This window comes from Streptomyces sp. NPDC096152 (assembly GCF_044763235.1).
In the GTDB taxonomy this organism is placed as follows: domain Bacteria; phylum Actinomycetota; class Actinomycetes; order Streptomycetales; family Streptomycetaceae; genus Streptomyces.
Genome location: NZ_JBIWFW010000003.1, coordinates 918,682 through 943,044, shown reverse-complemented (window position 1 = coordinate 943,044; position 24,363 = coordinate 918,682). Strand labels below are relative to the sequence as shown.

The 24,363-nt window shown below is 73.3% G+C and carries 20 protein-coding genes; 9 read left to right on the top strand and 11 right to left on the bottom strand.

The window, feature by feature from the left end:
* Positions 1-320 precede the first annotated feature (320 nt).
* Positions 321-2,084, bottom strand: a complete 1,764-nt coding sequence (argS, locus tag ACIQ9G_RS14555; protein ID WP_403608766.1) for an arginine--tRNA ligase — start codon at positions 2,082-2,084, stop codon at positions 321-323.
* Positions 2,085-2,374: 290 nt separating this feature from the next.
* Between argS and lysS the strand changes: the two genes are divergently transcribed.
* Entirely contained in the window at positions 2,375-4,135 is a 1,761-nt protein-coding gene (gene lysS, locus ACIQ9G_RS14550; protein WP_403608765.1) for a lysine--tRNA ligase, read from the top strand.
* Positions 4,136-4,201: 66 nt separating this feature from the next.
* Here the strand turns inward: lysS and ACIQ9G_RS14545 are convergent, their stop codons facing one another.
* The 3 genes from ACIQ9G_RS14545 to ACIQ9G_RS14535 all read right to left on the bottom strand — a co-directional run bounded on the left by ACIQ9G_RS14545 (position 4,202) and on the right by ACIQ9G_RS14535 (position 7,556).
* The gene (locus tag ACIQ9G_RS14545) at positions 4,202-5,548 is read right to left on the bottom strand and encodes a DUF2637 domain-containing protein (protein ID WP_403608764.1); all 1,347 of its coding nucleotides are present in this window, start codon (positions 5,546-5,548) and stop codon (positions 4,202-4,204) included.
* A 151-nt stretch (positions 5,549-5,699) separates the two neighbouring features.
* Positions 5,700-6,557 carry a DUF3558 domain-containing protein gene (locus ACIQ9G_RS14540; RefSeq protein WP_403608763.1) on the bottom strand — a complete coding sequence of 286 codons (858 nt, stop codon included), beginning with the start codon at positions 6,555-6,557 and terminating at the stop codon, positions 5,700-5,702.
* 120 nt (positions 6,558-6,677) lie between these two features.
* A complete protein-coding gene (locus tag ACIQ9G_RS14535; protein WP_403608762.1) occupies positions 6,678-7,556 on the bottom strand; it encodes a DUF3558 domain-containing protein in 879 nt (292 codons plus the stop codon).
* 206 nt (positions 7,557-7,762) lie between these two features.
* Between ACIQ9G_RS14535 and ACIQ9G_RS14530 the strand changes: the two genes are divergently transcribed.
* On the top strand, positions 7,763-8,956 hold the full coding sequence (locus ACIQ9G_RS14530; protein WP_403608761.1) for an RtcB family protein: 1,194 nt from the start codon (positions 7,763-7,765) through the stop codon (positions 8,954-8,956).
* Between the two features lie 81 nt (positions 8,957-9,037).
* On the opposite strand, the gene ACIQ9G_RS14525 is transcribed toward ACIQ9G_RS14530, so the two are convergent.
* From ACIQ9G_RS14525 to ACIQ9G_RS14515, 3 genes are all read right to left on the bottom strand, one after another.
* Positions 9,038-9,190, bottom strand: a complete 153-nt coding sequence (locus ACIQ9G_RS14525; protein WP_403608760.1) for a hypothetical protein — start codon at positions 9,188-9,190, stop codon at positions 9,038-9,040.
* The gene (locus tag ACIQ9G_RS14520) at positions 9,187-9,966 is read right to left on the bottom strand and encodes an SDR family NAD(P)-dependent oxidoreductase (RefSeq protein ID WP_403608759.1); all 780 of its coding nucleotides are present in this window, start codon (positions 9,964-9,966) and stop codon (positions 9,187-9,189) included. Before ACIQ9G_RS14520 ends, ACIQ9G_RS14525 begins: the two co-directional genes overlap by 4 nt.
* Before the next feature lie 98 nt (positions 9,967-10,064).
* Positions 10,065-10,403, bottom strand: a complete 339-nt coding sequence (locus ACIQ9G_RS14515; protein ID WP_403608758.1) for a YnfA family protein — start codon at positions 10,401-10,403, stop codon at positions 10,065-10,067.
* A 78-nt stretch (positions 10,404-10,481) separates the two neighbouring features.
* On the opposite strand from ACIQ9G_RS14515, the gene ACIQ9G_RS14510 reads away from it, so the two are divergent.
* The 6 genes from ACIQ9G_RS14510 to ACIQ9G_RS14485 all read left to right on the top strand — a co-directional run bounded on the left by ACIQ9G_RS14510 (position 10,482) and on the right by ACIQ9G_RS14485 (position 17,658).
* A complete protein-coding gene (locus ACIQ9G_RS14510) occupies positions 10,482-11,849 on the top strand; it encodes an MFS transporter (RefSeq protein ID WP_403608757.1) in 1,368 nt (455 codons plus the stop codon).
* A 33-nt stretch (positions 11,850-11,882) separates the two neighbouring features.
* Positions 11,883-12,974 (top strand): LLM class flavin-dependent oxidoreductase, encoded by a 1,092-nt coding sequence (locus ACIQ9G_RS14505; protein WP_403608756.1) that lies wholly within the window; start codon positions 11,883-11,885, stop codon positions 12,972-12,974.
* Positions 12,971-13,690: a CE1759 family FMN reductase gene (locus ACIQ9G_RS14500; protein ID WP_403608755.1), complete on the top strand. Its 720-nt coding sequence runs from the start codon at positions 12,971-12,973 to the stop codon at positions 13,688-13,690. The genes ACIQ9G_RS14505 and ACIQ9G_RS14500 overlap by 4 nt, the downstream gene beginning before the upstream one ends.
* 198 nt (positions 13,691-13,888) lie before the next feature.
* Positions 13,889-14,602: a response regulator transcription factor gene (locus ACIQ9G_RS14495; RefSeq protein ID WP_403608844.1), complete on the top strand. Its 714-nt coding sequence runs from the start codon at positions 13,889-13,891 to the stop codon at positions 14,600-14,602.
* The gene (locus tag ACIQ9G_RS14490) at positions 14,603-16,072 is read left to right on the top strand and encodes an ATP-binding protein (protein ID WP_403608754.1); all 1,470 of its coding nucleotides are present in this window, start codon (positions 14,603-14,605) and stop codon (positions 16,070-16,072) included. It begins immediately after the preceding gene.
* Between the two features lie 167 nt (positions 16,073-16,239).
* Positions 16,240-17,658, top strand: coding sequence for an ArgE/DapE family deacylase (locus ACIQ9G_RS14485; RefSeq protein WP_403608753.1), 1,419 nt, complete (start codon positions 16,240-16,242; stop codon positions 17,656-17,658).
* A gap of 262 nt (positions 17,659-17,920) precedes the next feature.
* Here ACIQ9G_RS14485 and ACIQ9G_RS14480 read toward each other — a convergent pair whose 3' ends face one another.
* The gene (locus ACIQ9G_RS14480) at positions 17,921-19,738 is read right to left on the bottom strand and encodes a phosphatidylglycerol lysyltransferase domain-containing protein (protein ID WP_403608752.1); all 1,818 of its coding nucleotides are present in this window, start codon (positions 19,736-19,738) and stop codon (positions 17,921-17,923) included.
* A gap of 223 nt (positions 19,739-19,961) precedes the next feature.
* Positions 19,962-20,432 carry a hypothetical protein gene (locus ACIQ9G_RS14475; RefSeq protein ID WP_403608751.1) on the bottom strand — a complete coding sequence of 157 codons (471 nt, stop codon included), beginning with the start codon at positions 20,430-20,432 and terminating at the stop codon, positions 19,962-19,964.
* A 473-nt stretch (positions 20,433-20,905) separates the two neighbouring features.
* On the opposite strand from ACIQ9G_RS14475, the gene ACIQ9G_RS14470 reads away from it, so the two are divergent.
* Positions 20,906-22,051, top strand: a complete 1,146-nt coding sequence (locus ACIQ9G_RS14470; protein WP_403608842.1) for an MFS transporter — start codon at positions 20,906-20,908, stop codon at positions 22,049-22,051.
* Positions 22,052-22,180: 129 nt separating this feature from the next.
* On the opposite strand, the gene ACIQ9G_RS14465 is transcribed toward ACIQ9G_RS14470, so the two are convergent.
* Complete coding sequence (locus ACIQ9G_RS14465) at positions 22,181-23,551, bottom strand: ATP-binding protein (RefSeq protein WP_403608750.1); 1,371 nt, start codon at positions 23,549-23,551, stop codon at positions 22,181-22,183.
* Complete coding sequence (locus ACIQ9G_RS14460) at positions 23,548-24,219, bottom strand: response regulator transcription factor (RefSeq protein ID WP_403608749.1); 672 nt, start codon at positions 24,217-24,219, stop codon at positions 23,548-23,550. The genes ACIQ9G_RS14465 and ACIQ9G_RS14460 overlap by 4 nt, the downstream gene beginning before the upstream one ends.
* Between the last annotated feature and the right edge of the window lie 144 nt (positions 24,220-24,363).

The window sequence follows — 24,363 nt, the reverse complement described above, 5'->3', positions numbered from 1 at the left end:
GGAGTGCTTGGCCGTCAGCGGCCGGCCGCTCCGCCCTTCACCGTCATCGTGTGAGGGGGCGGGGCCGGTCGCATTTCGATCTTGCGCCTCAGGTCCGGGGCCGTCGCGGGGGCGCGGGGGAGCCGGCCGGCCTGTTCGCCAAGGGGGCCAAGGCCGTCCCCTTGCCCCGGAGATATGCCCGTACCCTCCCCCAAGCGGGTGACGGCCTCACCGCCGCCGGGTCGCCGAGGAGGCCCCCGCACGAGGAAGGCCCGAGCACGAGGAAGGCCCCGGCCTGTTGTGGTCAACAGGCCGGGGCCTTCCGGTGGAGCGAGCGCCGGTCAGAGCCGTTCGGGCGTCCTGATGCCCAGCAGGGCCATGCCCTGGTGCAGGGTGCGGGCCGTGACGTCGCACAGGAACAGGCGGTTCTGCACCTGCTCCGGCGTCTCGGCCTTCAGCACCGGGCACTTGTCGTAGAACGTCGTGTACAGCGACGCCAACTGGTACAGGTACGCGGCGAGCTTGTGCGGGGCGTACTCCGCGGCCGCCTCCGCGACCGTCTCCGCGAAGGCGTCCGCGTGCAGGCCCAGCGCCCGCTCCGCCTCCGTCAGCTCCAGCTCGGTGTGGGCCGCCGGGCGGACCTCCCCGGCCTTGCGGAGGATCGACTGGATACGGGCGTACGCGTACTGGAGGTAGACGGACGTGTCGCCGTTCAGCGAGACCATCTGGTCCAGGTCGAACTTGTAGTCCCGGTTCGCCGACGTCGACAGGTCCGCGTACTTCACCGCGCCGATGCCCACCTGGGCACCCCGCTCGGCGATCTCCTCCTCGGACAGGTCCTGCGCCTTCTCCCGCACCACGGCCGAAGCCCGGTCGATCGCCTCGTCCAGCAGATCGACCAGCTTGACCGTCTCGCCCTCACGCGTCTTGAACGGCTTGCCGTCCTTGCCGAGGACCGTGCCGAAGGCGAGGTGGAGCGCCTTCACGCCGTCGTTCAGCCAGCCGGCCCGGCGGGCGGTCTCGAAGACCATCCGGAAGTGCAGGGCCTGGCGGGCGTCCACGACGTAGAGCAGCGTGTCCGCCTTCAGGTTGAAGACGCGGTCGCGGATCGCGGACAGGTCGGTGGCCGCGTAGCCGAAGCCGCCGTCGGACTTCTGCACGATCAGCGGGACCGGCTGGCCGTCCGCGCCCTTGATGTCGTCGAAGAAGACGCACAGCGCGCCCTCGGAGCGGACCGCCACGCCGGACTCCTCCAGGAGGCGGCAGGTCTCGGTCAGCATGTCGTTGTAACCGGACTCGCCGACGATGTCCGGGTCCTGGATCTCCATGTCCAGCTTCTCGAAGACGGAGAAGAAGTAGATCTTCGACTCGTCGACGAACTTCTGCCACATGGCGAGCGTGTGGGGCTCCCCGGCCTGGAGGTCCACCACCCGGCGCCGCGCCCGCGTCTTGAACTCCTCGTCGGAGTCGAAGAGCCTGCGCGCCGCCTTGTAGAGGCGGTCGAGGTTCGACATCGCCTCCTCGCCGCTGATCTCGGCGGCCCTGTGGTCCAGCTCGTGCGGGTGCTCGTCCAGGTACTGGATGAGCATGCCGAACTGGGTGCCCCAGTCGCCGATGTGGTGCCGGCGGACCACGTTCTCCCCGGTGAACTCCAGGAGCTGGGCCACCGAGTCGCCGATCACGGCGGACCGCAGGTGGCCGACGTGCATCTCCTTCGCCACGTTCGGCTGGGCGTAGTCGATGACCGTCGTGCCCGGGTGCTCCGCGTACGGCAAGCCCAGCCGGCCCTCGGGGTCGGCGGCGCGCGCGGCGAGGTTCCCGGTGATCGCCCGGTCGGCGACCGTGATGTTGAGGAAGCCGGGCCCGGAGACCTCGATGTCCTCGATCACGTCACCGGTGGTCACCTGGGAGACGACCTGCGTGGCCAGCTCCCGCGGGTTCGCCTTGGTCCTCTTCGCCAGCGCCAGGATGCCGTTGGCCTGGAAGTCAGCCCGGTCGCTTCGTCGCAGCAGCGGGTCCGCGCCGGCGGCCTCCGGCAGGGTGGCCGAGAGGGCGGACGCGAGGTGCTGGTGGACGGAGGCGGTGAGGGACGTGACCGAGGCCATAGGAGTGGGTGCCGTTCTCCTCGACGAATGGATAGACCCGGCCAGTATCCCATGCGGGGTAAAGCGAATTTTCCGGTCGGCGGGTGAACGCCGGGCCGTTCCCGCCCGTCCCACGGGGTGGCCGCGGCGGCACGGCGGCGGACGCGGCGACACGATGGGGGCGGGCGCGGCACGACCCCGAAAAGGCGTTTTCGTGGAAGTGGTCCCGCCTGGGACAATGGAGCGGTCAGCCGTGCGACCGTACCGGCTGCTCGCGGAGAAACCTCCAGAGAACTCTTCAGAAAGAGGACGTGCCGATCGTGGCTCAGAGCACCGAGACCACCGACTGGGTCTCCCGTTTCGCGGATGAGGTCATCGAGGAGGCGGAGCGTCGGGCCCCGGGCACAGTGACATCAGTCGCTTCCGCTCCGGTGGTCGTCGCGTCCGGGCTGTCGCCGTCCGGGCCCATCCACCTGGGGAACCTGCGCGAGGTCATGACCCCGCACCTCGTCGCCGACGAGATCCGCCGCCGCGGGTACCAGGTGCGGCACCTGATCTCCTGGGACGACTACGACCGGTACCGCAAGGTGCCGGCCGGCGTCGCCGGCGTCGACGAGTCGTGGGCCGAGCACATCGGCAAGCCGCTGACCTCGGTCCCCGCCCCCAAGGGCTCGCCGCACCCGAACTGGGCCGAGCACTTCAAGGCGGCCATGGTCGACTCGCTCGCCGAGCTGGGTGTGGAGTTCGACGGCATCAGCCAGACCGAGCAGTACACCACCGGTGTCTACCGTGAGCAGATCCTGCACGCGATGCGGCACCGCGGCGACATCGACGCGATCCTCGCCCAGTACCGGACCAAGAAGGCCCCCGCCAAGAAGCAGCAGAAGGCGGTCGACGAGGCCGAGCTGGAGGCCGAGGAGGGCTCGGGCGCCGCGTCCGAGGACGACGGCAGCTCCGGCTCCGCCGGGTACTTCCCGTACAAGCCGTACTGCGGCAACTGCGAGAAGGACCTCACCACCGTCACCGTCTACGACGACGAGTCGACGGAGCTGACGTACGGCTGCACGGCGTGCGGCTTCTCCGAGACGGTCCGGCTCAGCGAGTTCAACCGCGGCAAGCTGGTCTGGAAGGTCGACTGGCCGATGCGCTGGGCCTACGAGGGCGTGATCTTCGAGCCGAGCGGTGTCGACCACTCGTCCCCGGGGTCCTCCTTCCAGGTCGGCGGGCAGATCGTCGGGATCTTCGGCGGCAAGCAGCCCATCGGTCCCATGTACGCCTTCGTCGGCATCTCCGGCATGGCGAAGATGTCGTCGTCCCGCGGTGGCGTGCCCACCCCGGCCGACGCGCTGCAGATCATGGAGCCGCAGCTGCTGCGCTGGCTGTACGCCCGGCGCCGGCCGAACCAGTCCTTCAAGATCGCCTTCGACCAGGAGATCCAGCGGCTCTACGACGAGTGGGACAAGCTCGCCGCCAAGGTCGCCGAGGGCTCCGCGCTTCCGGCCGACATCGCCGCGTACACCCGCGCGGTGGGCACCGCCGCCGGTGACCTGCCGAAGACGCCCCGCCCGCTGCCGTACCGCACGCTGGCGTCCGTCGCCGACATCACCGCCGGCCACCAGGACCAGGCCCTGCGCATCCTGTCCGAGCTGGACCCGGCCAACCCGCTCGCCTCGCTCGACGAGGCCAGGCCGCGGTACGACAAGGCCGAGGCGTGGATCAACACCCACGTCCCCGCCGACCAGCGCACCATCGTCCGCGAGGAGCCCGACGCCGAGCTGCTGAAGTCCCTCGACGAGCAGGCCCAGCAGTCGCTGCGCCTGCTGCGCGACGGACTGGAGGAGCACTGGTCCCTCGACGGCCTGACCCACCTCGTCTACGGCGTGCCCAAGGTCCAGGCCGGGTTCGCCGCCGACGCGACGCCCAAGGAGCTGCCCCCGGAGATCAAGACCGCCCAGCGGACCTTCTTCGCGCTCCTCTACCACCTGCTCGTGGGCCGCGACACCGGCCCCCGGCTGCCCACCCTGCTCCTGGCGGTCGGCCAGGACCGGGTGCGGGCCCTGCTGGGCGAGTAACACCGCGACACGGCGTAGGGGGCTCCCGGTGCACACCGGGAGCCCCCTACGCCGTACCGGGACCGCCTAGGCGATGTGTTCGTCCTCCAGCTCCGCGGTGTGGCGGTTCCGGAAACGCATGACCATCTTCTTGGCCTCGGCATCCGGGACGGGGGCGCCGTACGTCGCCTCGACGTTGTCGCTGAACTCGCGCTGGGTCGGGTAGCCGCTGCCGCTTATCGACTGCTTGAACACCTGGTAGTAGCCCTCCTCGTCCGGCTCGACAGGCGGGGTACCGCCGCCCTCACCGAGCTGACGGGTGCGGTTCGGGCCGGACGGGATCGGGAAGCTGCCGGTCTCCTCCGGGCCCGGCTCCGCGAACTCCTGGGCGGAGGGCTCTTCGTACCGGGCGGCGGTCCGGTACTGGTCCGCCTGGTACTGCTCGGCCTGCTGCTGCTCCGCGTACCACTGGGCGTACTGCTCCGGGTCGTACGTCGGGTCGTAGTCGCCCTGGTAGTCGACCGCCACCGGGGTCTGGAACCAGGGGCTCTGGTCCTCCGGCGGCTGCTGCGCGTACTCCGGCTCGGGGCCGGCGGGCTGCCGCTGCTGCTGGGCGACCAGCTCCGGGCGCGACGACTCGCCCGCCCGCGCCGGCCGCTGCGCCGCGGACGCGGGGCCGGCCGTGCGCGCGTCCGCGGTCACGGCGTCGAGCTCCTGCCGCGGCGCCGGGGGTATCAGCGCCGGCTCGATGCCCGCCGCCGCCAGACCCGCCGGGGCCGTCTCCGCCAGCGGAACGCCGTAGCGGGCCAGCCGCAGCGGCATCAGGGACTCCACCGGAGCCTTCCGGCGCCAGGTCCGGCCGAAGCGCGAACGCAGCCGCGCCTGGTAGACCAGGCGCTCCTGCTCCAGCTTGATGACCTGCTCGTAGGAGCGCAGCTCCCACAGCTTCATACGGCGCCACAGCAGGAAGGTCGGGAGCGGCGAGAGCAGCCAGCGGGTGAGCCGGACGCCCTCCATGTGCTTGTCGGCGGTGATGTCCGCGATCCGGCCGATCGCGTGCCGGGCCGCCTCCACCGAGACCACGAACAGGATGGGGATCACCGCGTGCATGCCGACGCCCAGCGGGTCGGGCCACGCGGCGGCGCCGTTGAACGCGATCGTCGCCGCCGTCAGCAGCCACGCGGTCTGGCGCAGCAGCGGGAAGGGGATGCGGATCCAGGTCAGCAGCAGATCGAGGGCGAGCAGGACGCAGATGCCCGCGTCGATGCCCACCGGCAGGACGTAACTGAAGTTCCCGAAGCCCTTTTTGAAGGCGAGTTCGCGGACGGCCGCGTACGAACCGGCGAAGCCGATCCCGGCGATGATCACGGCACCGGTCACGACCACGCCGATGAGAACGCGGTGCATCCGAGTCAGCTGCAGTGGCGCGGCCACCCGTACTCCCTCCCCATTGCGTGTTCTTGCGCGCAACAGGGTGGCACATCCGTACGAGGAACGGGTGGCCGGATCCGATTGCTCGGATCTGTCCGCCTGCCGACCTGTCAGTTCTTCGCGCGCTGACCCCGAGTTCTCGGAGGCCGACGTCTCAGTTCTTCGAGGCCGACGGGGACGCCGACTTGGAGGGCGACTTCGAGGCCGACGGGGACGCCTGCTTCGAGGGCGACTCGGACGAGGACCCGCCCGGCTTCGAGGCACCGGAGCCGCCGTTGGCGTCGGCCACCGCAGCCACCACTTCCCGGGCCGCCTTCTCCGTGTCCTTGGCCAGCTCGGCGGCGTCCGGCGCCTTGTCGCCGGCCAGACCCGCGCCGTTGTAGTCGAGGGTGACGACCACGTTCTCCACCCGCGCCACGACCGTCTGCTGCTTGAAGGTGCCCTCATTCTTCTTCAGGTCGTAGCGGATCGCCGTCGCCTCGTCGCCCGTCCCGGACAGCGGCTGCGACTTGCTGTTCTTCGCGCCCGTCACCGACGCCGCGTCACGCACCTGCTTCTGGTAGTACGCCCGCGCCTGCTTGTCGCCCGCGCCGCGCGAGGGGTCGGACTCGAAGCGCAGCAGGGAGACATTCAGCCAGCGGAACTGCGAACCCTTCACGCCGTTGTTGTCCAGGCTGTTCCAGGAGCAGCTGCCACGCGTGGAGACGTCGCTCGACGTGCCCTCCTTGCCCGACTTCGCACCCTTCGGAACCAGTTCGCCCAGTGTCTTCCCCGACAGGGCCTTGCATGCCTCCGGGAGCTTGCCGTACGCGGCCGCCTGCACGGTCGGCGAAGCGCTCGCGCTCGTGGACCCCTTGGCGTTCCCCGCCGGGGTCTCCTCGCCGCCGCCGGAGGAGCCGGAGCCGGAGCCGGAGGAACAGGCCGCGGCCAGGAACATCACGGGGACGGCGGCCGCGCAGACGACGGCACGGTTCAGACGCTTCACTGCTCGCTGCATGGTTCCTTCACTCATGACGCTCGGTGATTCCTTGCGGTCGGATCGGTTCCGAGGGGCCACGGTACGCGGTGAGACAGCCGGGCGTTCCCGGTTCGCGTGCTGTGCGCCGGGGCGTGAAGGCGTGCGGAACGGCGGTCAGCCGCTGAGTGAATCGGCCAGTTGCGCCGCCAGTTTCCGGGCCCTGTCCTGCATTTCCTTGCTGTCCGGGACCACGCCGACGGTCGCCGGCTGCTCCTCGTACTCGATGGTCACCACCACGTTGGACGTGCGGAACGCCACAGTCACCGTCCGCTGTTTCGCCGTCGAGCCGGAGCTGCTGAGCGCGTCGTCGAGGAACGCCTCGTCGCCGACGTCGCTCAGGACGCGAGGCTGGAGGTCGGCCGAGGCGGCGCTGCCGGAGGGGGACGCCGACGTGGAGGACGAGGAGGTGGGGGAGGGGGAGGACGGGGTGGAGGCGGCGGGCGAGGACGGGGCGGCGGAGGAGGAGGGCGGGCCGCCGGCGGCGCCGGTGCCGCTGCTCGGGCTGGTGCTGCCGGTGCCGGTGCCGGACGTGGTGGCGGTGGGCTCGGGGAGGTCGGCGGCCGTCTGCTTCGCCGCGAAGACCGACTGTGCCTGGCTGTCGTCGCTCACGCTGTTGTCGTAGGAGACGACCCGCTCGAAGTCGACCGACAGATGGTCGGTGGCATCCGGGCCGTCGACCTTCCAGCGGCAGCCCACCCTGCGGTCGGTGTCGTACGTGAGCGTGGCCTCGCCCTCGTACGCCTTGGTGCGCTGGTCCAGGTCCGTGAGCTGCTTGATGCCGGGCAGCATCGCGTCGAGGGTGCCGTGGCCGACCGCGCCGCAGGGCTCCGGCAGCGTGCGGTACTTGCCCGGCTGGGCCGCCACCGTCGCCGTACCGGCGTCGCCCGGGTTGGCGTCGTCCGTGTCGGCGCTGCCCGGCGAGCCCGAGGTGCACCCGGCCAGCAGCGCCACGAGAAGCGCGGCCGACCCGGATACGTACGCCTTCCGCAGCACGGTCGGGCTCCTCTCGACGATGTCCGTTCACTGGGTGGTCTCGGCGGTCCCCGCCGCTTATTCGCTTGCCGGGCGGGGGCGCCCCCTGGAGACAATGTGTATCGCACGCACTGCCGTGGACGCCGGTCCGTAGTCCTGTTTCGTGGACCTTGGCGCCGGTATTGCGATTAAAGGCTTCTGTAGGTATCCGGGGGAATGAGGACGATATGTCGTACGTGGAAATGCCGGGCGCGAAGGTCCCCATCCGTATGTGGGCCGACCCCGCGACGGTCGAGGGCGCGGCGATGCAGCAGCTCCAGAACGTGGCGACCCTGCCCTGGATCAAGGGCCTCGCGGTCATGCCGGACGTCCACTACGGCAAGGGCGCCACGGTCGGCTCGGTGATCGCGATGCGGGGTGCGGTGTGCCCGGCGGCGGTCGGGGTCGACATCGGCTGCGGGATGTCCGCGGTCCGCACCTCCCTGACGGCGAACGACCTGCCGGGCGACCTCTCCCGGCTGCGCTCGAAGATCGAGCAGGCGATCCCGGTGGGCCGCGGGATGCACGACGGCCCGGTGGACCCCGGCCGCTTCCACGGCTTCGCGACCTCGGGGTGGGGGGACTTCTGGGAGCGGTTCGAAGGGGTGGCCGAATCGGTCAAGTTCCGCCAGGAACGGGCGACAAAGCAGATGGGAACGCTCGGTAGCGGCAACCACTTCGTCGAAGTGTGCACGGATTCGACCGGTTTCGTTTGGCTGATGCTCCACTCCGGTTCCCGGAACATCGGCAAGGAACTGGCCGAGCACCACATCGGCGTCGCGCAGAAGCTCCCGCACAACCAGGGCCTGGTCGACCGTGACCTCGCGGTCTTCGTCGCGGACACCCCGCAGATGGCCGCGTACGAGCACGACCTCTACTGGGCCCAGGAATACGCCAAGTACAACCGGTCGATCATGATGGCGCTCCTCAAGGACGTGGTCCGCAAGGAGTTCAAGAAGGCCAAGGTCGCCTTCGATCCCGAGGTGAGCTGCCATCACAACTACGTCAGCCGTGAGCGGTACGAGGGCGTGGACCTGCTCGTCACCCGCAAGGGCGCGATCCGCGCGGGCTCGGGCGAGTACGGGATCATCCCGGGCTCGATGGGCACCGGCTCGTACATCGTGAAGGGCCTCGGCAACGACAAGTCCTTCAACTCCGCGTCGCACGGTGCCGGTCGGCGCATGAGCCGCAACGCCGCCAAGCGGCGCTTCTCCACCAAGGACCTCGAGGAGCAGACCCGGGGAGTGGAGTGCCGCAAGGACTCCGGCGTCGTCGACGAGATCCCCGGGGCCTACAAGCCGATCGAGCAGGTCATCGACCAGCAGCGCGACCTGGTGGAGGTCGTGGCGAAGCTGAAGCAGGTCGTGTGCGTGAAGGGCTGACGCACCTGGCTCCCGGCGCCGGCCGGGAGCCACGCGGCGCGTGCCGCCGGGTCGGCCGGGTCGCTTTCGTGGGTGCCGGTGCTACTTCGCGTGGCGGACCGCGTAGATCATGACGAAGGCCATGATGTGGATGCCGAAGAGGAAGTAGGCGAGGTAGTACCAGACCTGGCGTTCGCGCTTCGTCTCCAGGGCCAGGCGTTCGCGCTCCGCCTGGCGGTCGGGGGTGTCGGTCACGGCCGCTCCCGGTACACCTTGGTGTTGGACGCCTGGGCGCGCGGGCGCACGATCAGCAGGTCGATGTTGACGTGGCTGGGGCGGGTCACCGCCCAGGTGATGGTCTCGGCGACGTCGTCGGCGGTGAGCGGCTCGGCGACGCCCTCGTAGACCTTGTCCGCCTTCTCCTTGTCGCCGCCGAAGCGGGTCAGCGCGAACTCGTCCGTCTTCACCATGCCGGGCGCGATCTCGATGACGCGGACGGGGGTGCCGACGATCTCCAGGCGGAGGGTCTCGGCGAGGACGTGGGCGCCGTGCTTGGCGGCGACGTAGCCCGCGCCGCCCTCGTAGGTGGCGTGACCCGCGGTGGACGACACCACGACGATGGTGCCGTCGCCGCCGGCCTCCAGCTTGGGCAGCAGGGCCTGGGTGAGGTTCAGGGTGCCGAGGACGTTCGTCTCGTACATCGTGCGCCAGTCGGCCGGGTCGCCGGTGGCGACCGGGTCGGCGCCGAGCGCGCCGCCCGCGTTGTTGACCAGGACGGCGACCGTTTTGAAGGCGGTGGCGAACTCGTCGACCGCGGTCCGGTCGGTGACGTCCAGCTGGTACGCCGTCGCCGCGTGGCCTGCGGCGTTGATCTCCTCGGCGAGCGCCTCGATGCGGTCCTTGCGGCGGGCGGTCAGAACGACGCGGTAGCCGGCCGCGGCGAGTTGCCGGGCCGTGGCGGCGCCGATGCCGCTGCTCGCACCGGTGACGACGGCGATGCGGGAGGCGGCGGACGGTGCGGCGGTGGCCATGGACTGCTCCTCGGGCTGCGGCGGTTCCTGGTGCCCAGAGTAGGCGACGGGGGCGGGCGCCCGAGTGGGCCTTCCGGCCCCGGCGCGCTGGTCGCCGGTCAGGTGCCGCCGCGCGGGGCCCACATGATCACCGCCATGCCGGCGAGGCAGATCAGGGCGCCCGCGAGGTCCCAGCGGTCGGGCCGGTAGCCGTCCGCGACCGCGCCCCACAGGAGCGAACCGGCGACGAAGACCCCGCCGTACGCGGCGAGGACGCGGCCGAAGTGGGCGTCCGGCTGGAAGGTGGCGACGAAGCCGTACGCGCCGAGGGCGAGGACACCGCCGCCGGCCCACAGCCAGCCGCGGTGTTCGCGCACGCCCTGCCAGACCAGCCAGGCGCCGCCGATCTCGAACAGCGCGGCGACGACGAAGAGGGCGGCGGAGCGGAGGATCGTCATGCGGGCAGCCTCGCACGGAGCCCGCGGCCGTTTCTGCTTGGATGCCCGTGGTCGTGGTGCTGAGGAGGTGGGGCCGGGGTGGCGAGCCGGGGGCTGGGGCGGCGGTTCGGGTGGCTGTGGGCGGCGTACGGGGTCAGTACGTTCGGGTCGTGGCTGGCGTTCGACGCCTTCCCGTTGATCGCGGTGCTGGTGCTGCACGCCGGGTCGGCCGAGGTGTCGCTCCTGGCGGCCGTGGGCCTGGCGGTGGGCGCGGTGCTGGCGGTGCCCCTCGGGCCGTGGATGGAGTTCCGCCGCAAGCGCCCGGTGATGATCGCTGCGGACCTGGTCCGGTGCGCGGCGCTGCTCAGCGTGCCCGTGGCGTTCGCGTTCGGCGGGCTCGGCTTCGCCCAGCTGCTGGTCGTGTCGGTGGTCGTGGCCGCGGCCGACATCGCCTTCGGCGCGGCGAGCGGCGCGTATCTGAAGACTCTCGTGCCTCCTGAGGACCTGCTGGCCGCCAACGGCAGGTTCGAGTCGACGACCTGGACGGCCAGCGTGCTCGGGCCGCCGGCCGGGGGCGCGGCGATCGGGCTGTTCGGGCCGGTGGTGACGGTGGCGGCCGACGCGGTCAGCTTTCTGCTGTCGGCCGCCGGGATCCGGGCGATCGGCGGGAGGGAACCGCGCCCCGAGCGCGCGGCCGCGCCGGCGCGGCCGCGGGCGGGCGATCTGCTCCAGGGGTGGCGGTTCATCCTTTCCCATCCGGTGCTGCGCCCGCTGTTCTTCAACACGGTCCTGAACAACGGCCTGATCATGGCGGTCTCGCCGCTGCTCGCGGTGCTGATGCTCGGCCCGCTGGGGTTCGCGCCGTGGCAGTACGGGCTGGCCTTCGCGGTGCCGTGCCTCGGGGGTCTGGTCGGCTCCCGGCTGGCCCGGCCGCTGGTCGCCCGGTTCGGGCAGGGCCGGGTGCTGCTCGCCGCCGGGGTGCTGCGCGCGTGCTGGCCGGTGGGGCTGGTGCTGGTCCGGCCGGGTGTGCCCGGGCTGGCGCTCGTGATGGTGGTGGAGCTGATGCTGATCACCTGCTGCGCCGTGTTCAACCCGGTGTTCGCGACGTACCGGCTGGAGCGGACGCCCTCGGACCGGGTCGCCCGTGTGTTGTCGGCGTGGTCGGTGACCGGCAAGGCGACCATCGCGGCGCTGACCGCGCTGTGGGGCCTGCTCGGCGCTCTGGCCGGCCCGCGGACCGCGATCGGTGTCGCGGGTCTGCTGCTCCTGGCGACTCCGCTGCTGCTGCCGGGGCGGCGCGAGCCGGCGTCCGAACCGGCTCCGGGGCGAGCGTCGAACACCTCGGGTCGGCCCACCGGCGCCTCGGATCAGCTCGCCGGCCCCGCGGACCAGCCCACTGAAGCCTCGGGTCGGCCCACCGGCGGGGAAGGGAATACCGCCGGTGGGGCGCCCGTTCCAGGGATATAGTTGAACAGTCAACAACCTGGAGGGTGAGCGACCATGCAGTTCGGGATCTTCAGCGTCGGCGACGTCACGCCGGACCCCACCACGGGCCGTACGCCGACCGAGCGCGAGCGCATCAAGGCCATGGTCGCCATCGCGCTGAAGGCCGAGGAGGCCGGCCTCGACGTCTTCGCGACCGGCGAGCACCACAACCCGCCGTTCGTGCCGTCGTCGCCGACCACGATGCTCGGCTACATCGCCGCGCGGACGGAGCGGCTGATCCTGTCCACCTCCACCACCCTCATCACCACCAACGACCCGGTGAAGATCGCCGAGGACTTCGCGATGCTCCAGCACCTCGCGGACGGCCGGGTCGACCTGATGATGGGCCGCGGCAACACCGGGCCCGTCTACCCGTGGTTCGGCCAGGACATCCGCCAGGGCATCAACCTCGCCGTCGAGAACTACGCGCTGCTGCACCGGCTGTGGCGCGAGGACGTGGTCGACTGGGAGGGGAAGTTCCGCACCCCGCTCCAGGGCTTCACCTCCACCCCCCGCCCGCTGGACGGCACACCCCCGTTCGTCTGGCACGGCTCCATCCGCTCCCCGGAGATCGCCGAGCAGGCCGCGTACTACGGCGACGGCTTCTTCCACAACAACATCTTCTGGCCCGCCGACCACACCAAGCGGATGATCGAGCTGTACCGCTCCCGCTACGCCCACTACGGGCACGGCACGGCCGAGCAGGCGATCGTCGGCCTCGGCGGCCAGGTGTTCATGCGGCGCAACTCCCAGGAGGCGGTGCGCGAGTTCCGTCCCTACTTCGACAACGCCCCGGTCTACGGTCACGGGCCCTCCCTGGAGGACTTCACCGACCAGACCCCGCTGACCGTCGGCTCCCCGCAGCAGGTGATCGAGAAGACCCTGTCCTTCCGCGAGTACGCCGGCGACTACCAGCGCCAGCTGTTCCTGATGGACCACGCGGGACTGCCGCTGAAGACCGTGCTGGAGCAGATCGACATGCTCGGCGAGGAGGTCGTTCCGGTGCTGCGCAAGGAGTTCGCGGCGGGCCGCCCGGCGGGCGTGCCGGACGCGCCGACGCACGTGTCCCTGCTGGCGGACCGGACGTCGCGGGAGGCCGCCGCATGAAGCTCGTCGTCGTCTCCGCGGGGCTGAGCGTCCCGTCCTCCACCCGGCTGCTGGCCGACCGGCTGGCGGCCGCGGCGGAGCGGCGGGCCCCGGCCGGCGCCCTGGATGTGCGGGTGGTCGAGCTGCGCGACCTCGCCGTCGAGATCGCCCACCACCTCACCAGCGGTTTCCCCGGCAAGGCGCTGGCCGGCGCGCTGGACGCGGTGGCGGCCGCCGACGGGCTGATCGTGGTCACCCCGGTGTTCGCGGCGTCGTACAGCGGACTGTTCAAGTCCTTCTTCGACGTGCTGGACAAGGACGCCCTGGTGGGCAGGCCGGTGCTGATCGCGGCGACCGGGGGCACGGCCCGCCACTCGCTGGTGCTGGACCACGCGCTGCGTCCGCTCTTCGCCCATCTGCGGGCGGTGGTCGTCCCGACCGGCGTCTACGCCGCCTCGGAGGACTGGGGCGCCGAGGGCCTGCCCGAGCGGATCGAACGGGCGGCGGGCGAGCTGGTCACGCTGATGACGGGCCTGTCGGGTGCGCCGGGCCCCTCGGCCGGTCCCGAGGCCGGTCTCCCGGCGGCCCGTTTCCCGGCGACCGCGCCGGCGGCGACCGCGGCGCGGGAATCCGCGCCCGAGACCGCGCCCGAGGCCGTGCCCGGGACCGTGCCCGAGGAGGCCGGTGGCTTCCGGGTGGTGCCGTTCGAGGAGCGGCTCGCGGCCCTGCGGACGTGACGGGGCGCGGGCCGCGCCGGGACCCGGGCGCGGTCACCGGGCCCCGAGGGCCGCGCGGCGCGAGGTGAGAGGACGGCGGGCGCCCCGACCCGGGTTGCGTCCGGGACGGTGAGAGCCGGGTAAAAAGGGTGATCGTAGACCTGTTCGCCCCGGCCACGGCGTCGTGGGCCTTGGCAGACTGGACCCGTGCCTCAGACTGTGCTGCTCGCCGAAGACGACCGCGCCATCCGCCACGCCCTGGAGCGGGCCCTGACCCTGGAGGGCTACGCGGTGACGGCGGTCGCCGACGGCGTCGAGGCACTCGCCCAGGCCCACAAGATCCCGCCGGACGTCCTCGTCCTGGACGTGATGATGCCGGGCATCGACGGCCTCCAGGTCTGCCGGGTGCTGCGCGCCGAGGGCGACCGCACCCCGATCCTCATGCTCACCGCCCTCGTGGAGACCGCCGACCGCATCGCCGGTCTGGACGCGGGCGCCGACGACTACGTGGTCAAGCCGTTCGACGTCGAGGAGGTCTTCGCCCGCCTGCGCGCCCTGCTGCGCCGCACCAGCCCCAACGGCGGCGGCGCCCCCGCGGGCGAGGCGCCGGTGAGGGAACCGCAGCTGCCCGAGCGGCAGGTCGAGGCGGCCGGCATCCGCATGGACCTGCAGGCCCGCCGCGTGTGGCGGGGCGAGCGGGAGCTGGAGCTGACCCGCACCGAGTTCGAACTGCTGGAACTGCTGGTCCGCAACGCCGGCATCGTCCTCGACCACTCGACCATCTACGACCGCATCTGGGGCTACGACTTCGGCCCCGGCTCCAAGAACCTCGCCGTGTACGTCGGCTATCTGCGCCGCAAGCTCGACCAGCCGGGCGCGCCGCAGCTGATCCACACCGTCCGCGGCGTGGGTTACGTGCTGCGGGAGGACTAGGTGGGCCGTCTCGCGCGGCTGCGGGACCTGCCCCGGCCCCGGCTGTCGTCGCTGCGCACCACGTTCGCGGTGTCGTTCGCCGCGGTCACCGCCGCCGTCACCATCCTCGTCGGCATCGTGTCGTACAGCTCCGCGGCGCGGCTGGTGCGGGTCGACCAGCAGTCCGTGTTCACCCAGGTCGTGCAGGACGTGCAGGACGAGGTGCGGCGCTACGACCGTACGCCCGAGGACTTCTCCTCCTCCCGCCCGGGCCACGAGGTCGTCCGGCCCAGCCGCACCGATGTGCAGGTGCTCGGCCCGCGCGGTCAGATCGTCGACCACGGCAGCCCCGTGCTGCCGGTCACCGCGAAGGACCGGGCGCTGGCCGCCTCCCGGGTCGACGGAAGGACCGTGGAGTACAAGGACGTCGTCGTCGCCTCGGACGTCTACCGCATCGCCACCGTGGCGCTCGGCGACGGGCGCGGCGCCGTGCAGGTCGCGCAGGAGTTCAGCGACACCGAGGACCTGCTGCGGGCCCTCCAGCAGCGCACCCTCGTCCTGATGGGCGTCGTGGTGATCGCCGCCGGCCTGTGCGGCTGGTGGCTGGCCCGCCGCATCACACGCCGGCTGGTGATCCTCACCTCCGCCGCCGAGGACGTCGCCCGCACCCGGCAGCTCGGCATCGAGGTCCCCGTCACCGGCTACGACGAGGTGGGCCGCCTCGGTCGCTCCTTCGACCACATGCTCGGCCGGCTCGCCCAGTCCGAGGAGGACCAGCGGCGGCTGGTCCAGGACGCGGGCCATGAACTGCGGACCCCGCTCACCTCCCTGCGGACCAACATCTCCCTGCTGCGCCGCATAGACGAACTCCCGCCCGCCACCCGCGAGGAACTGGTCGCCGACCTCACCCAGGAGGCCCGCGAGCTGACCGACCTGGTCAACGAGCTCGTCGACCTCGCCGCCGGGCAGTCCGACACCGAGCCGCCGCAGCGGGTCGACCTCGCCGACATCGCCGAGGACGTCGCGGGTGCCGCCCGCCGCCGTACCGGGCGCACCGTCGTGGTCCGCGCGAGCGGCGACACGACGGCCGACGGCCGCCCGGGGATGCTCCAGCGCGCGCTGTCCAACCTCGTCGAGAACGCCGCGAAGTTCGACCGCGGCGGCAGGGCGCCCATCGAGATCACGGTGGCCGGGCCGGCCCGGCCGGGCCCGGTCCGCGTCGAGGTCCTCGACCGTGGGCCCGGCATCTCCGAGGGGGACCTGATCCGTATCTTCGACCGCTTCTACCGCGCCGCCGACGCCCGTTCCCTGCCCGGCTCCGGCCTCGGCCTGTCCATCGTGCGGGAGGTGGCCCTGGCCCACGGCGGCGCGCCGTTCGCCTTCCGGCGCGCCGGGGGCGGTGCCGTGATCGGGTTCACGGTGGGCGTGGACCGGGACCGCGGCCATCACGACACCGGCGGGACCCCGAACGGGGCACGCGGGGGGAGCTGAGGCCCGGAGGGGTGCGGTGGGGACGGCGGGCGGGGCGGGCCGGGGTGCGCGGGCTTCCACTCGCGCCGGCCTCCACTCGCGCGGGTGTTTCACCTGCGCAGGCATCTGTTCGAGGCGGCCGGGATGGCCCGATGATCGGGGGCACCGGCCGACCACGAGGAGCGCCCATGACCATCACCGGCGACGAGCTGAACAGCGAGGGCCTGGGCCAGGAGGGCTCGGCCCCCTCGGAGCCGAGCCGGGACAGCCCGAGCCGGAACGGCCTGGGCTGCGAGGAGCCGGGCCGGGACGCGGTGGGCCGTGGCGGGCTCGGTCGTGCCGGGCTCGGTCGTGCCGAGGCCGCCGCGCTCGACGAGATCGACGAGGCCGCCGTGGCCCGCGCCTTGCAGGAGCTCATCGCGATTCCGAGTGTGACCGGGAGCCCCGCCGAGTCGGAGATCCAGCACCACCTGGCCGGGCGCCTGGAGCGGCTCGGGATGGACGTCGACCTGTGGTCCATGGACCTGCCCGCGCTGCGCGCCCACCCCGGCTTCCCCGGCGCGGAGGCACCGCGCGAGGAGGCGTGGGGCCTGGTCGGCACGACGCCGGACGGCGGCGACGGGCCGCTGCTCGTCCTCCAGGGGCACGTCGACGTCGTACCGCCCGGTGACCACGCCGCCTGGGACGGCGACCCGTTCGTGCCGAGGGTGAGCGGGGACCTGGTGCACGGGCGCGGCGCCTGCGACATGAAGGCCGGGCTGGTCGCGCACCTCGCCGCGCTGGCGGCGATCCGCGCGGCCGGGGTGCGGCTGCGCGGCCGGGTCGCCGCGCACTTCGTGGTCGGCGAGGAGGACGGTGGCCTCGGCGCGTTCGGCACGCTGCGCCGCGGCCACGGCGGGGACGCGTGCGTGATCACCGAGCCGACCGGCGGCACGCTGATCACCGCCAACGCGGGCGCGTTGACCTTCCGCCTCACCGTGCCCGGCAAGGCGGCGCACGCCAGCTCGCGGGACGCCGGGGTCAGCGCGATCGACGCCTACCTGCCGCTGCACCGGGCCTTGGCCGAGCTGGAGCGGGCCCGCAACGCCGACCCCGCGCCGCTCATGGCGGAGTACCCGATCCCGTACGCGCTGTCGGTCGGCACGCTGCGCGCGGGTGACTGGGCGAGCAGCGTGCCGGACCTGCTGGTCGCCGAGGGACGGCTGGGCGTACGGCTGGGCGAGGACCCGGCGCACGCCCGGGCCGAGCTGGAGCGGTGCGTGGCCGACGCGTGCGCGGCCGACCCGTGGCTGCGGGACCGTCCGGCGAACGTGAGCTGGCCCGGCGGGCAGTTCGCCAGCGGGCGGCTGCCGGAGGGGCACCCGCTGCGGGACGTGGTGCGCGGCGCGCACGCGGACGCCGTCGGGGGCGCTCCGGTGCGCGAGCGCGGGGCGCCGTACGGCAGCGACCTCAGGCTGTACGCGGCGGCCGGGATTCCGACGCTCCAGTTCGGGCCGGGCGACGTGCGGGTGGCGCACAGCGCGCGGGAGCACGTGTCCGTGGGCGAGGTGGTGGCGGTGGCGCGGGCGCTGGTGCTGACGGTGCTGCGGACGGTGGGGACGAGGTGACGAGGTGGCGAGGTGGCGAGGTGACGAGGCGGCGAAGTGACGAGGCGGCGAAGTGGCGAGGTGACGAGGTGACGAGGTCACGCCCCGGCCGTAGGAGGCCCGCGCGAGCGAGGCCGTGCGATGCGTGTGAGACCGCGCAAGGCGTGCGAACCGTGCGGGACGGTCGGAGCCCCGGAGTGAGTCGTCCCGGAGTGAGTGCTAGCCCGGGCGGAGTGGCCCCTTGGTCACGGGGGAGTCCGTGGCCGCCCGGGCGGCGTGACCTTCAGCCGCGGTCTTCCGCTCCCGCGCCTGCCTGGGCGGGCGCGGCGGACTCCTTGCGGCGAGTGAAGGACGGCAGGGCCGGCGGCGTGAGGAAGCCCTCGGCGCGGGCGCTGGCCAGGCCGATGCGCGGGATGTCGCTGCTCTTGGCGAACAGCAGGAACCGGGGCTCCCACACGGGCCGGTACTTGGCGTTGGCGCGGTAGAGGGACTCGATCTGCCACCAGCGGGAGAAGAAGGTGAGCACCGACCGCCACAGCCGCAGCACCGGACCGGCGCCGAGACGGGCGCCGCGCTCGAAGACCGAGCGGAACATCGCGAAGTTCAGTGACACCCGGCGCACCCCGATCTCCCCGGCGCGCAGCAGCAGCTCGACGACCATGAACTCCATCAGGCCGTTCTCGCAGGAGCGGTCCCGGCGCATCAGGTCCAGCGACAGGCCGTGCTCGCCCCAGGGCACGAAGCTGAGCAGCGCCCGCGGCACGTCGTCGGCGTCCCGGCACTCCAGCATCACGCAGCGGCCGTCGGCCGGGTCGCCCAGGCGGCCCAGCGCCATGGAGAAGCCGCGCTCGGTGGCGCCGTCGCGCCAGGCGTCGGCCCGCTCCACCAGCGTCGCCATCTCGTCGTCGGAGATGTCCTCGTGGCGGCGGATGCGTACGGTGTACCCGGCCCGGCGGACCCGGTTGTGCGCCTGCCGCACGACCCGCATGGCCCGCCCCTCCACGGTGAAGTCGGCGACCTCCACAATGGCCTCGTCGCCGAGTTCCAGCGCGTCCAGGCCGTGCCGGGCGTAGATCGTGCCGGCCTCCTCGCTCGCGCCCATGACGGCGGGCGTCCAGGCGTGCCGGCGGGCCTCGGCGAGCCAGGCGTCGATGGCGCCGGGCCACGCCTCGGGGTCGCCGATGGGGTCGCCGGAGGCCAGGCTGACCCCGTTGACGACGCGGTAGGTGACGGCGGCCTTGCCGGTGGGGGAGAAGATCGCGGCCTTGTCGCGGCGCAGCGCGAAGTAGCCGAGGGAGTCCCGCTCGCCGTGCCGGTCGAGCAGCTCGCGCAGCCGCTTCTCGTCCTCCGCGCCGAGCAGGGCGAGGCCGCGGGGCGAGCGGAAGCAGGCGTACAGGACGAGGACGAAGGTCGCCGCCATCAGGACGTTGATCGTGACGTCCGTCCAGCGGGGGGCGTGCACGGCGGCGACGCGGTCGGCGAGCGGGCCGACGCTGACCCCGCGCAGCATCGTGTACGCGATCTTGTCGGCCAGGGAGGCGTCGGGCACCGTGTTGGTGGCGTCGACGAGCAGGGTGCCCAGGGCGCCGCTGACCAGCAGTCCGCCGACGCCCACGGCGAGAGCGAGCCGGGGGTTGGAGCGGTCGCCGATGGCGTTGAACTCACGGCGGCCGATCAGCAGGGCGGCCACGAACAGGCCGGTGAGCGCGGCGGAGAGCCAGTTGAAGACGTGGTCGCGGTAGCGCTCCTGGGTCAGCGCGAGGACGTAGAGCGCGAAGAGCGGCCCGGCGAGCAGCAGGTTGGACAGCCAGGCGGCGCGCTTGCGGCGCCGCATCACCACGGCCAGGAACAGCGCCAGCGCCGCCGAGACCAGGCCGGCGGTGGCCAGGTACGGCGTGAAGAACTCGCCCGCGTTGTGCTCGTGCACCTCCTCGCGGAACGGCAGCGAGAGCACCGCGACGATGTTGAGGACCGCGAGCAGCCGCAGGTACCAGACCGTGGCCGTGGCGGCACGCCTGCGCAGGAGCGGGCTCGGCCAGGGGCGCGCCGATTCGCGGGGGCCGCGCTGAGGGGGGATGGGGACCGACTGCTGAGCAGGCATGGTGACACGTCACCTTGGGACTGGGAGCGGGCCGGCGAACCGGCGGGGACGGAGCGGGCGGACGGACGCGCGGCCCGCCGCACGCCCTTGTCGCTGACCCTACAGCTCGTAGGGTAACGGAGGCGCGCCGGACTGTCGGCCGCCGATCCTGAGGAAAATCGGTGAGGATCCGGGGGCGTGCCGGGTACGGGCCTGGCGCAGGCCTACCCGCGTAGCGCGAGGGCTACTCGGCCGGGGCGTGCATGGGCTCGGCTTCGCCCGGCCCCGGCTCGGCACCGCCCGGGCCGTCGCGACCCGGATCGGCGTCACCGGCCCCGCTTCCGCCGATCCACCCGTCATCGGCCCCTGGCTCGCCGATCCGCCCGTCACGGGCCCGTCTCTCGCCGATCGGTCCGTCGCCGGTCCGTCCGCCGCCCGCGGCCGCGCGGCGGCGGGGTGCCGTCAGGATCCAGGCCAGGTTGCCCACCGCCGCGCCCGCCGCCACCGTCGCCACGATGACCCCCGCCGTGGCGAAGCCGTCGCTGAACAGATGGGGCCGCCGGTCGAGGCTGTGCAGCCCGAAGCCGCACAGCTGGTACACGCCGACGGCGGCGATGGTGAGACTCACGACGAGCAACGCGACGGTCGGGCCGAGCGCACCCTCAGCGTCCTCACCGGCCGGGGCGCCCGGCCCCGGGCTACGTGCGTCCTGCATGGGTCCCCCGTCGACGGTTGGATGGCGAGCCGGACCCTACAGTACGTAGGGACATCCCCGGAGGAAAACCGGCGGCCCGGCCGCGGGTCCCCTGGCCGGGTGGGCCCGGTGCCCCGGGCCGGTGCGCCACAGGGCCGGGGACGGCCGAGTCGCCAGGATCCCCGGCCCGGCCCCGCTGCGGCGCTTCGTATAGGCCCCACCTATACGGGGCATCGATTCTTGGTCGTGGACCTCCTCGTTCGTGGCCCGCTTCACTGAGCCGGTAGGTGGGGCGGCGAGTCGTCGGCATCCTGCTCGGGCCGCCATCCCCGCCGACGGCGTCCGCGCATCCGGCCCGCCCGCCCCTGGCCCGCGGCGGCCGGATACGACACGATCGGGCAGACCCAGGACCCGCCGCGAACGTGTCGGCACCCGAGCCCGGAGCAGGACCAGTGAGCACACCCACGACCGCGCGGACGACCCCGGACATTCGGATGCGGCCGTTGTACGCGGCCGGGTTCACCACCGCCTTCGGCGCGCACGGCATCGCCGCCAGCCTCGGCGCCCGCTCCGCGCACGCGGTCACCTCACTGCTGGTGCTCGGCGGACTGCTGGCCCTCTACGACGGCGCCGAGGTGCTCCTCAAGCCCCTGTTCGGCACCCTCGCCGACCGGATCGGCGCCCGCCCGGTACTGCTCGGCGGGCTCGTCGCCTTCGCCGCGGCCTCGGCCGTCTACGTGGTGGCGGACAGCCCCGGATGGTTGTGGCCCGCCCGTCTCGGCCAGGGCGCGGCGGCCTCCGCCTTCTCCCCGTCGGCCTCCTCCCTGGTCGCCCGTCTCAACCCGGCGGCCAAGCACGGCCGCGCCTTCGGGTCGTACGGCTTCTACAAGTCCGTCGGCTACACCCTCGGCCCGCTGCTCGGCGGGGTGCTCGTGTGGGCGGGCGGCCTGCGGCTGCTGTTCGCGGTGACGGCGCTGCTCGGCGCGGCGGTCGCGGTGTGGGCCGCGCTCGCCGTGCCCGTCGTACCGCCGCTGCCCAGGGCGCGGCAGACGGTGCTCGACCTGGCCCGGCGCCTGGCCGACCCGGCGTTCCTCGCCCCGACCGCCGCCCTGGCCGCCGCGACCGCCGCCCTCGCGGCCGGTGTGGGCTTCCTGCCGGTCTCGGGCCGGGCGGCCGGGCTGGGCACGGTGGCCACGGGCGCCGCCGTGTCGGTGCTGGCCGCCTGCGCGGCCGTCGCCCAGCCGCGCGCCGGGCGCGCCCTGGACGCCGGGCGGCTGACGACCCGCTCCGGCCTCACCGCCGGACTGCTGATCGGCGCCGCCGGACTGGGCTGCGCCACGCTGCCCGGCCTGCCCGGCATTCTGACCGGTGCCGCCCTGATCGGCGTGGGCACCGGCCTGGTCACCCCGCTCGGCTTCGCGGCCCTGGCCGCCGCCACCCCGGCCGAACGTCTGGGCCAGACCATGGGTGCCGCCGAACTCGGCCGCGAACTCGGCGACGCGGGCGGCCCGCTGCTCGTCGCCGCGGTCGCCACGACGACCACCCTGGCCCACGGCTTCGCGGCCCTCGCGGCGCTGCTCGCCCTCGGCCCCGCGGTCGGCCTCGCCAGCGGGCTCGTGCGCCGTCGCCGCAGCGGGTGATGCCGTACGCCGTCGCGCCGGCGGCCGGTGCCGTACGACGCCGCCTCAGCGGGTGAAGTCCTACGGTGTCTCCTCGGTGGGTGCAGCCGTACGTCGTCGCCTCGGCGGGAGGTGCCGTACGCCGTCGCCTCAGCAGGTGATGTCGAGCGTGACGACCGCGCCCGGGGAGGTGTTCTCGGCGCGGGCGGTGCCGTCGTGGGAGGCGGCGACGGCGGCGACGAGGGCGAGGCCGAGGCCGGTCCCGGGGGTGGTGCGGCTCGTCTCGGCGCGGGTGAAGCGCTCGAAGGCGTGCGGGAGGAAGTCGCCGGGGAAGCCGGAGCCCGCGTCGGCGACGGACAGGCTCAGCCGTCCGTCCCGGACCGTCGCGCGCAGGGCGATCGCACCGGCGCCGTGCCGCAGGGCGTTGTCCAGCAGGGTTCCGATGGCCGGATGCAGCCAGTGCGGATCGACCCGTACGGTCGCGTCGTCGCAGGTGACGGTGAGGGTGCGTCCGTCCCGCTCGGCGGCCGCCCGATAGGGGGCCGAGGCGTCGTCCAGGAGACGGCCCAGCGCGACGGGGGAGCGCTGGATGCGTTCACCGCTGTCGAGCTGTTCCAGATCGAGCAGGGTGTTGGCCAGAGTGACCAGCCGGCGGACCTCGGTGTCGACGGAGCGCAGGGTGTCGGTCAACTCCCCGGCGGTGCGCGGGCGGTGCAGGGCGACGTCGAGTTCGGCGCGCATCAGGGTGAGCGGGGTGCGCAGTTCGTGGCTCGCGTCCGCGATGAACTGGTGCTCCCGGGCGGCGGAGGCGGCCAGCCGGTCGAGCATCCGGTTGAGGGTGTGGCCGAGCCGGGTGATCTCGTCGTCGCGGTCGGCGGGCACGTCCAGGCGCAGGTCCTGGCCGCCGTCGGCCAAGCTGGCCGCGCCGCGCCGGTAGCGCTCCACGGGGCGCAGGGCAGCCCGCGCGGTGCGGTAGCCGACGTAGGAGGCGGCGATGAGGGTCAGGCCCGAGGCGAAGGCGAGCTGGGCCAGCAGCTCGCGCAGCGCCTCGTCGCGGTGGCCGCGCCGGACCGCGGCGACCACCAGGCGCACCCGGCCCCCGGCGGTGACCCGCGCGGCCTGGACCCGCAGGGTGTCCGCGGTGATCGGCAGCAGCGAGCCGACATCGCGCCGGACCGTGCGCCCGCGCGCCGCGGCACCGCGTTCGGCGGCGGTGAGCAGCGGCCTGCCGCGTACGGCGGGGTCGGCGTCCAGGATCCGGCCCCGGGCGTCGAGGACCTGGTGGAGGCTGCCGCTGGGGCCGGGTGGGAGCGCGGCGCCCGCGCGTACGGCCCGGTCGAGGGTGTGCTGGTACGTGGCCAGGTCGTCGTCGAGCTGCTGGTCCAGGGCGGTCTGGACCCGCCAGTACACCAGGCCCGCCGCCCCCGTCAGGACGAGGGACATGGTGACGGCCACGGCCAGCACCAGGCGGGTGACCACGGGCAGCCGCTGGACGCGCGCCCGCAGACCGGGCCTGGTCACGGCGCGGCCTCCAGTCGGTAGCCGCGGCCGCGCAGGGTCGTGATCGTCGTACGGCCGAAGGCCCGGTCGACCTTGGCGCGCACCTTGGAGACGTGGACGTCGATGGCGTTGCTGCGCAGGTCGGTCTCGCCGTCCCAGACCTCGTCGAGCAGCTGGAGGCGGGAGACCACCCGGCCGGCGTTCTCCATGAGCACGCGCAGTACGGCGAACTCCCGGCGGGACAGGTCGAGCTCGGTGTCCGCCCGCCATGCGCGCTGCTGCTCCGGGTCGAGCACGAGGTCGCCGACCCGGAGGCGGCCGGCGGCGTCGGGGCGGCGCCGGGATATCGCGCGCAGCCGGGCGAGCAGCTCCTCCATCGCGAAGGGCTTGACGAGGTAGTCGTCGGCGCCGGCGTCCAGCCCGGCCACCCGCTCGCTGATCGCCCCGCGCGCGGTCAGCAGGACGATGGGGACGTCGACGCCCTCGTCGCGCAGGGTCCGGCACACCTCCACGCCGTCCAGGCCCGGCAGCATCACGTCCAGGACCACGGCGTCGATCCGCGGGTCGCGGGCGGCGGCCAGGCCGGCGTGACCGTCGTAGCGGCCCTCGGCGGTGTGGCCGGACTCGCCGAGGTAGCGGACGACCAGGTCGGTCAGGCGGGACTCGTCGTCGACGACCAGGTAGTGCATGGCCGCCAGGCTAGCCCTCACGCGGACGGCACCCGCCGGGCCCCCGCGCCGGACCCCCGCCGGGCCCCCGCGCCGGGCCCCCGTCGGGGGTCGGCGCCGTCCGCCCGTCCCACCGGCCGGGTCCACGCCCGGGCGGTGGGACGG

Excerpts from the sequence above, each read along its gene's own strand:
- ACIQ9G_RS14480 (WP_403608752.1), bottom strand. The coding sequence starts at position 19,738 with ATGCCTGCTCAGCAGTCGGTCCCCATCCCCCCTCAGCGCGGCCCCCGC.
- ACIQ9G_RS14540 (WP_403608763.1), bottom strand. The coding sequence starts at position 6,557 with ATGAGTGAAGGAACCATGCAGCGAGCAGTGAAGCGTCTGAACCGTGCC.
- ACIQ9G_RS14530 (WP_403608761.1), top strand. The coding sequence starts at position 7,763 with ATGTCGTACGTGGAAATGCCGGGCGCGAAGGTCCCCATCCGTATGTGG.
- ACIQ9G_RS14500 (WP_403608755.1), top strand. The coding sequence starts at position 12,971 with ATGAAGCTCGTCGTCGTCTCCGCGGGGCTGAGCGTCCCGTCCTCCACC.
- ACIQ9G_RS14505 (WP_403608756.1), top strand. The coding sequence starts at position 11,883 with ATGCAGTTCGGGATCTTCAGCGTCGGCGACGTCACGCCGGACCCCACC.
- ACIQ9G_RS14475 (WP_403608751.1), bottom strand. The coding sequence starts at position 20,432 with ATGCAGGACGCACGTAGCCCGGGGCCGGGCGCCCCGGCCGGTGAGGAC.
- ACIQ9G_RS14485 (WP_403608753.1), top strand. The coding sequence starts at position 16,240 with ATGACCATCACCGGCGACGAGCTGAACAGCGAGGGCCTGGGCCAGGAG.
- ACIQ9G_RS14515 (WP_403608758.1), bottom strand. The coding sequence starts at position 10,403 with ATGACGATCCTCCGCTCCGCCGCCCTCTTCGTCGTCGCCGCGCTGTTC.
- ACIQ9G_RS14520 (WP_403608759.1), bottom strand. The coding sequence starts at position 9,966 with ATGGCCACCGCCGCACCGTCCGCCGCCTCCCGCATCGCCGTCGTCACC.
- argS (WP_403608766.1), bottom strand. The coding sequence starts at position 2,084 with ATGGCCTCGGTCACGTCCCTCACCGCCTCCGTCCACCAGCACCTCGCG.
- ACIQ9G_RS14470 (WP_403608842.1), top strand. The coding sequence starts at position 20,906 with ATGCGGCCGTTGTACGCGGCCGGGTTCACCACCGCCTTCGGCGCGCAC.
- ACIQ9G_RS14460 (WP_403608749.1), bottom strand. The coding sequence starts at position 24,219 with ATGCACTACCTGGTCGTCGACGACGAGTCCCGCCTGACCGACCTGGTC.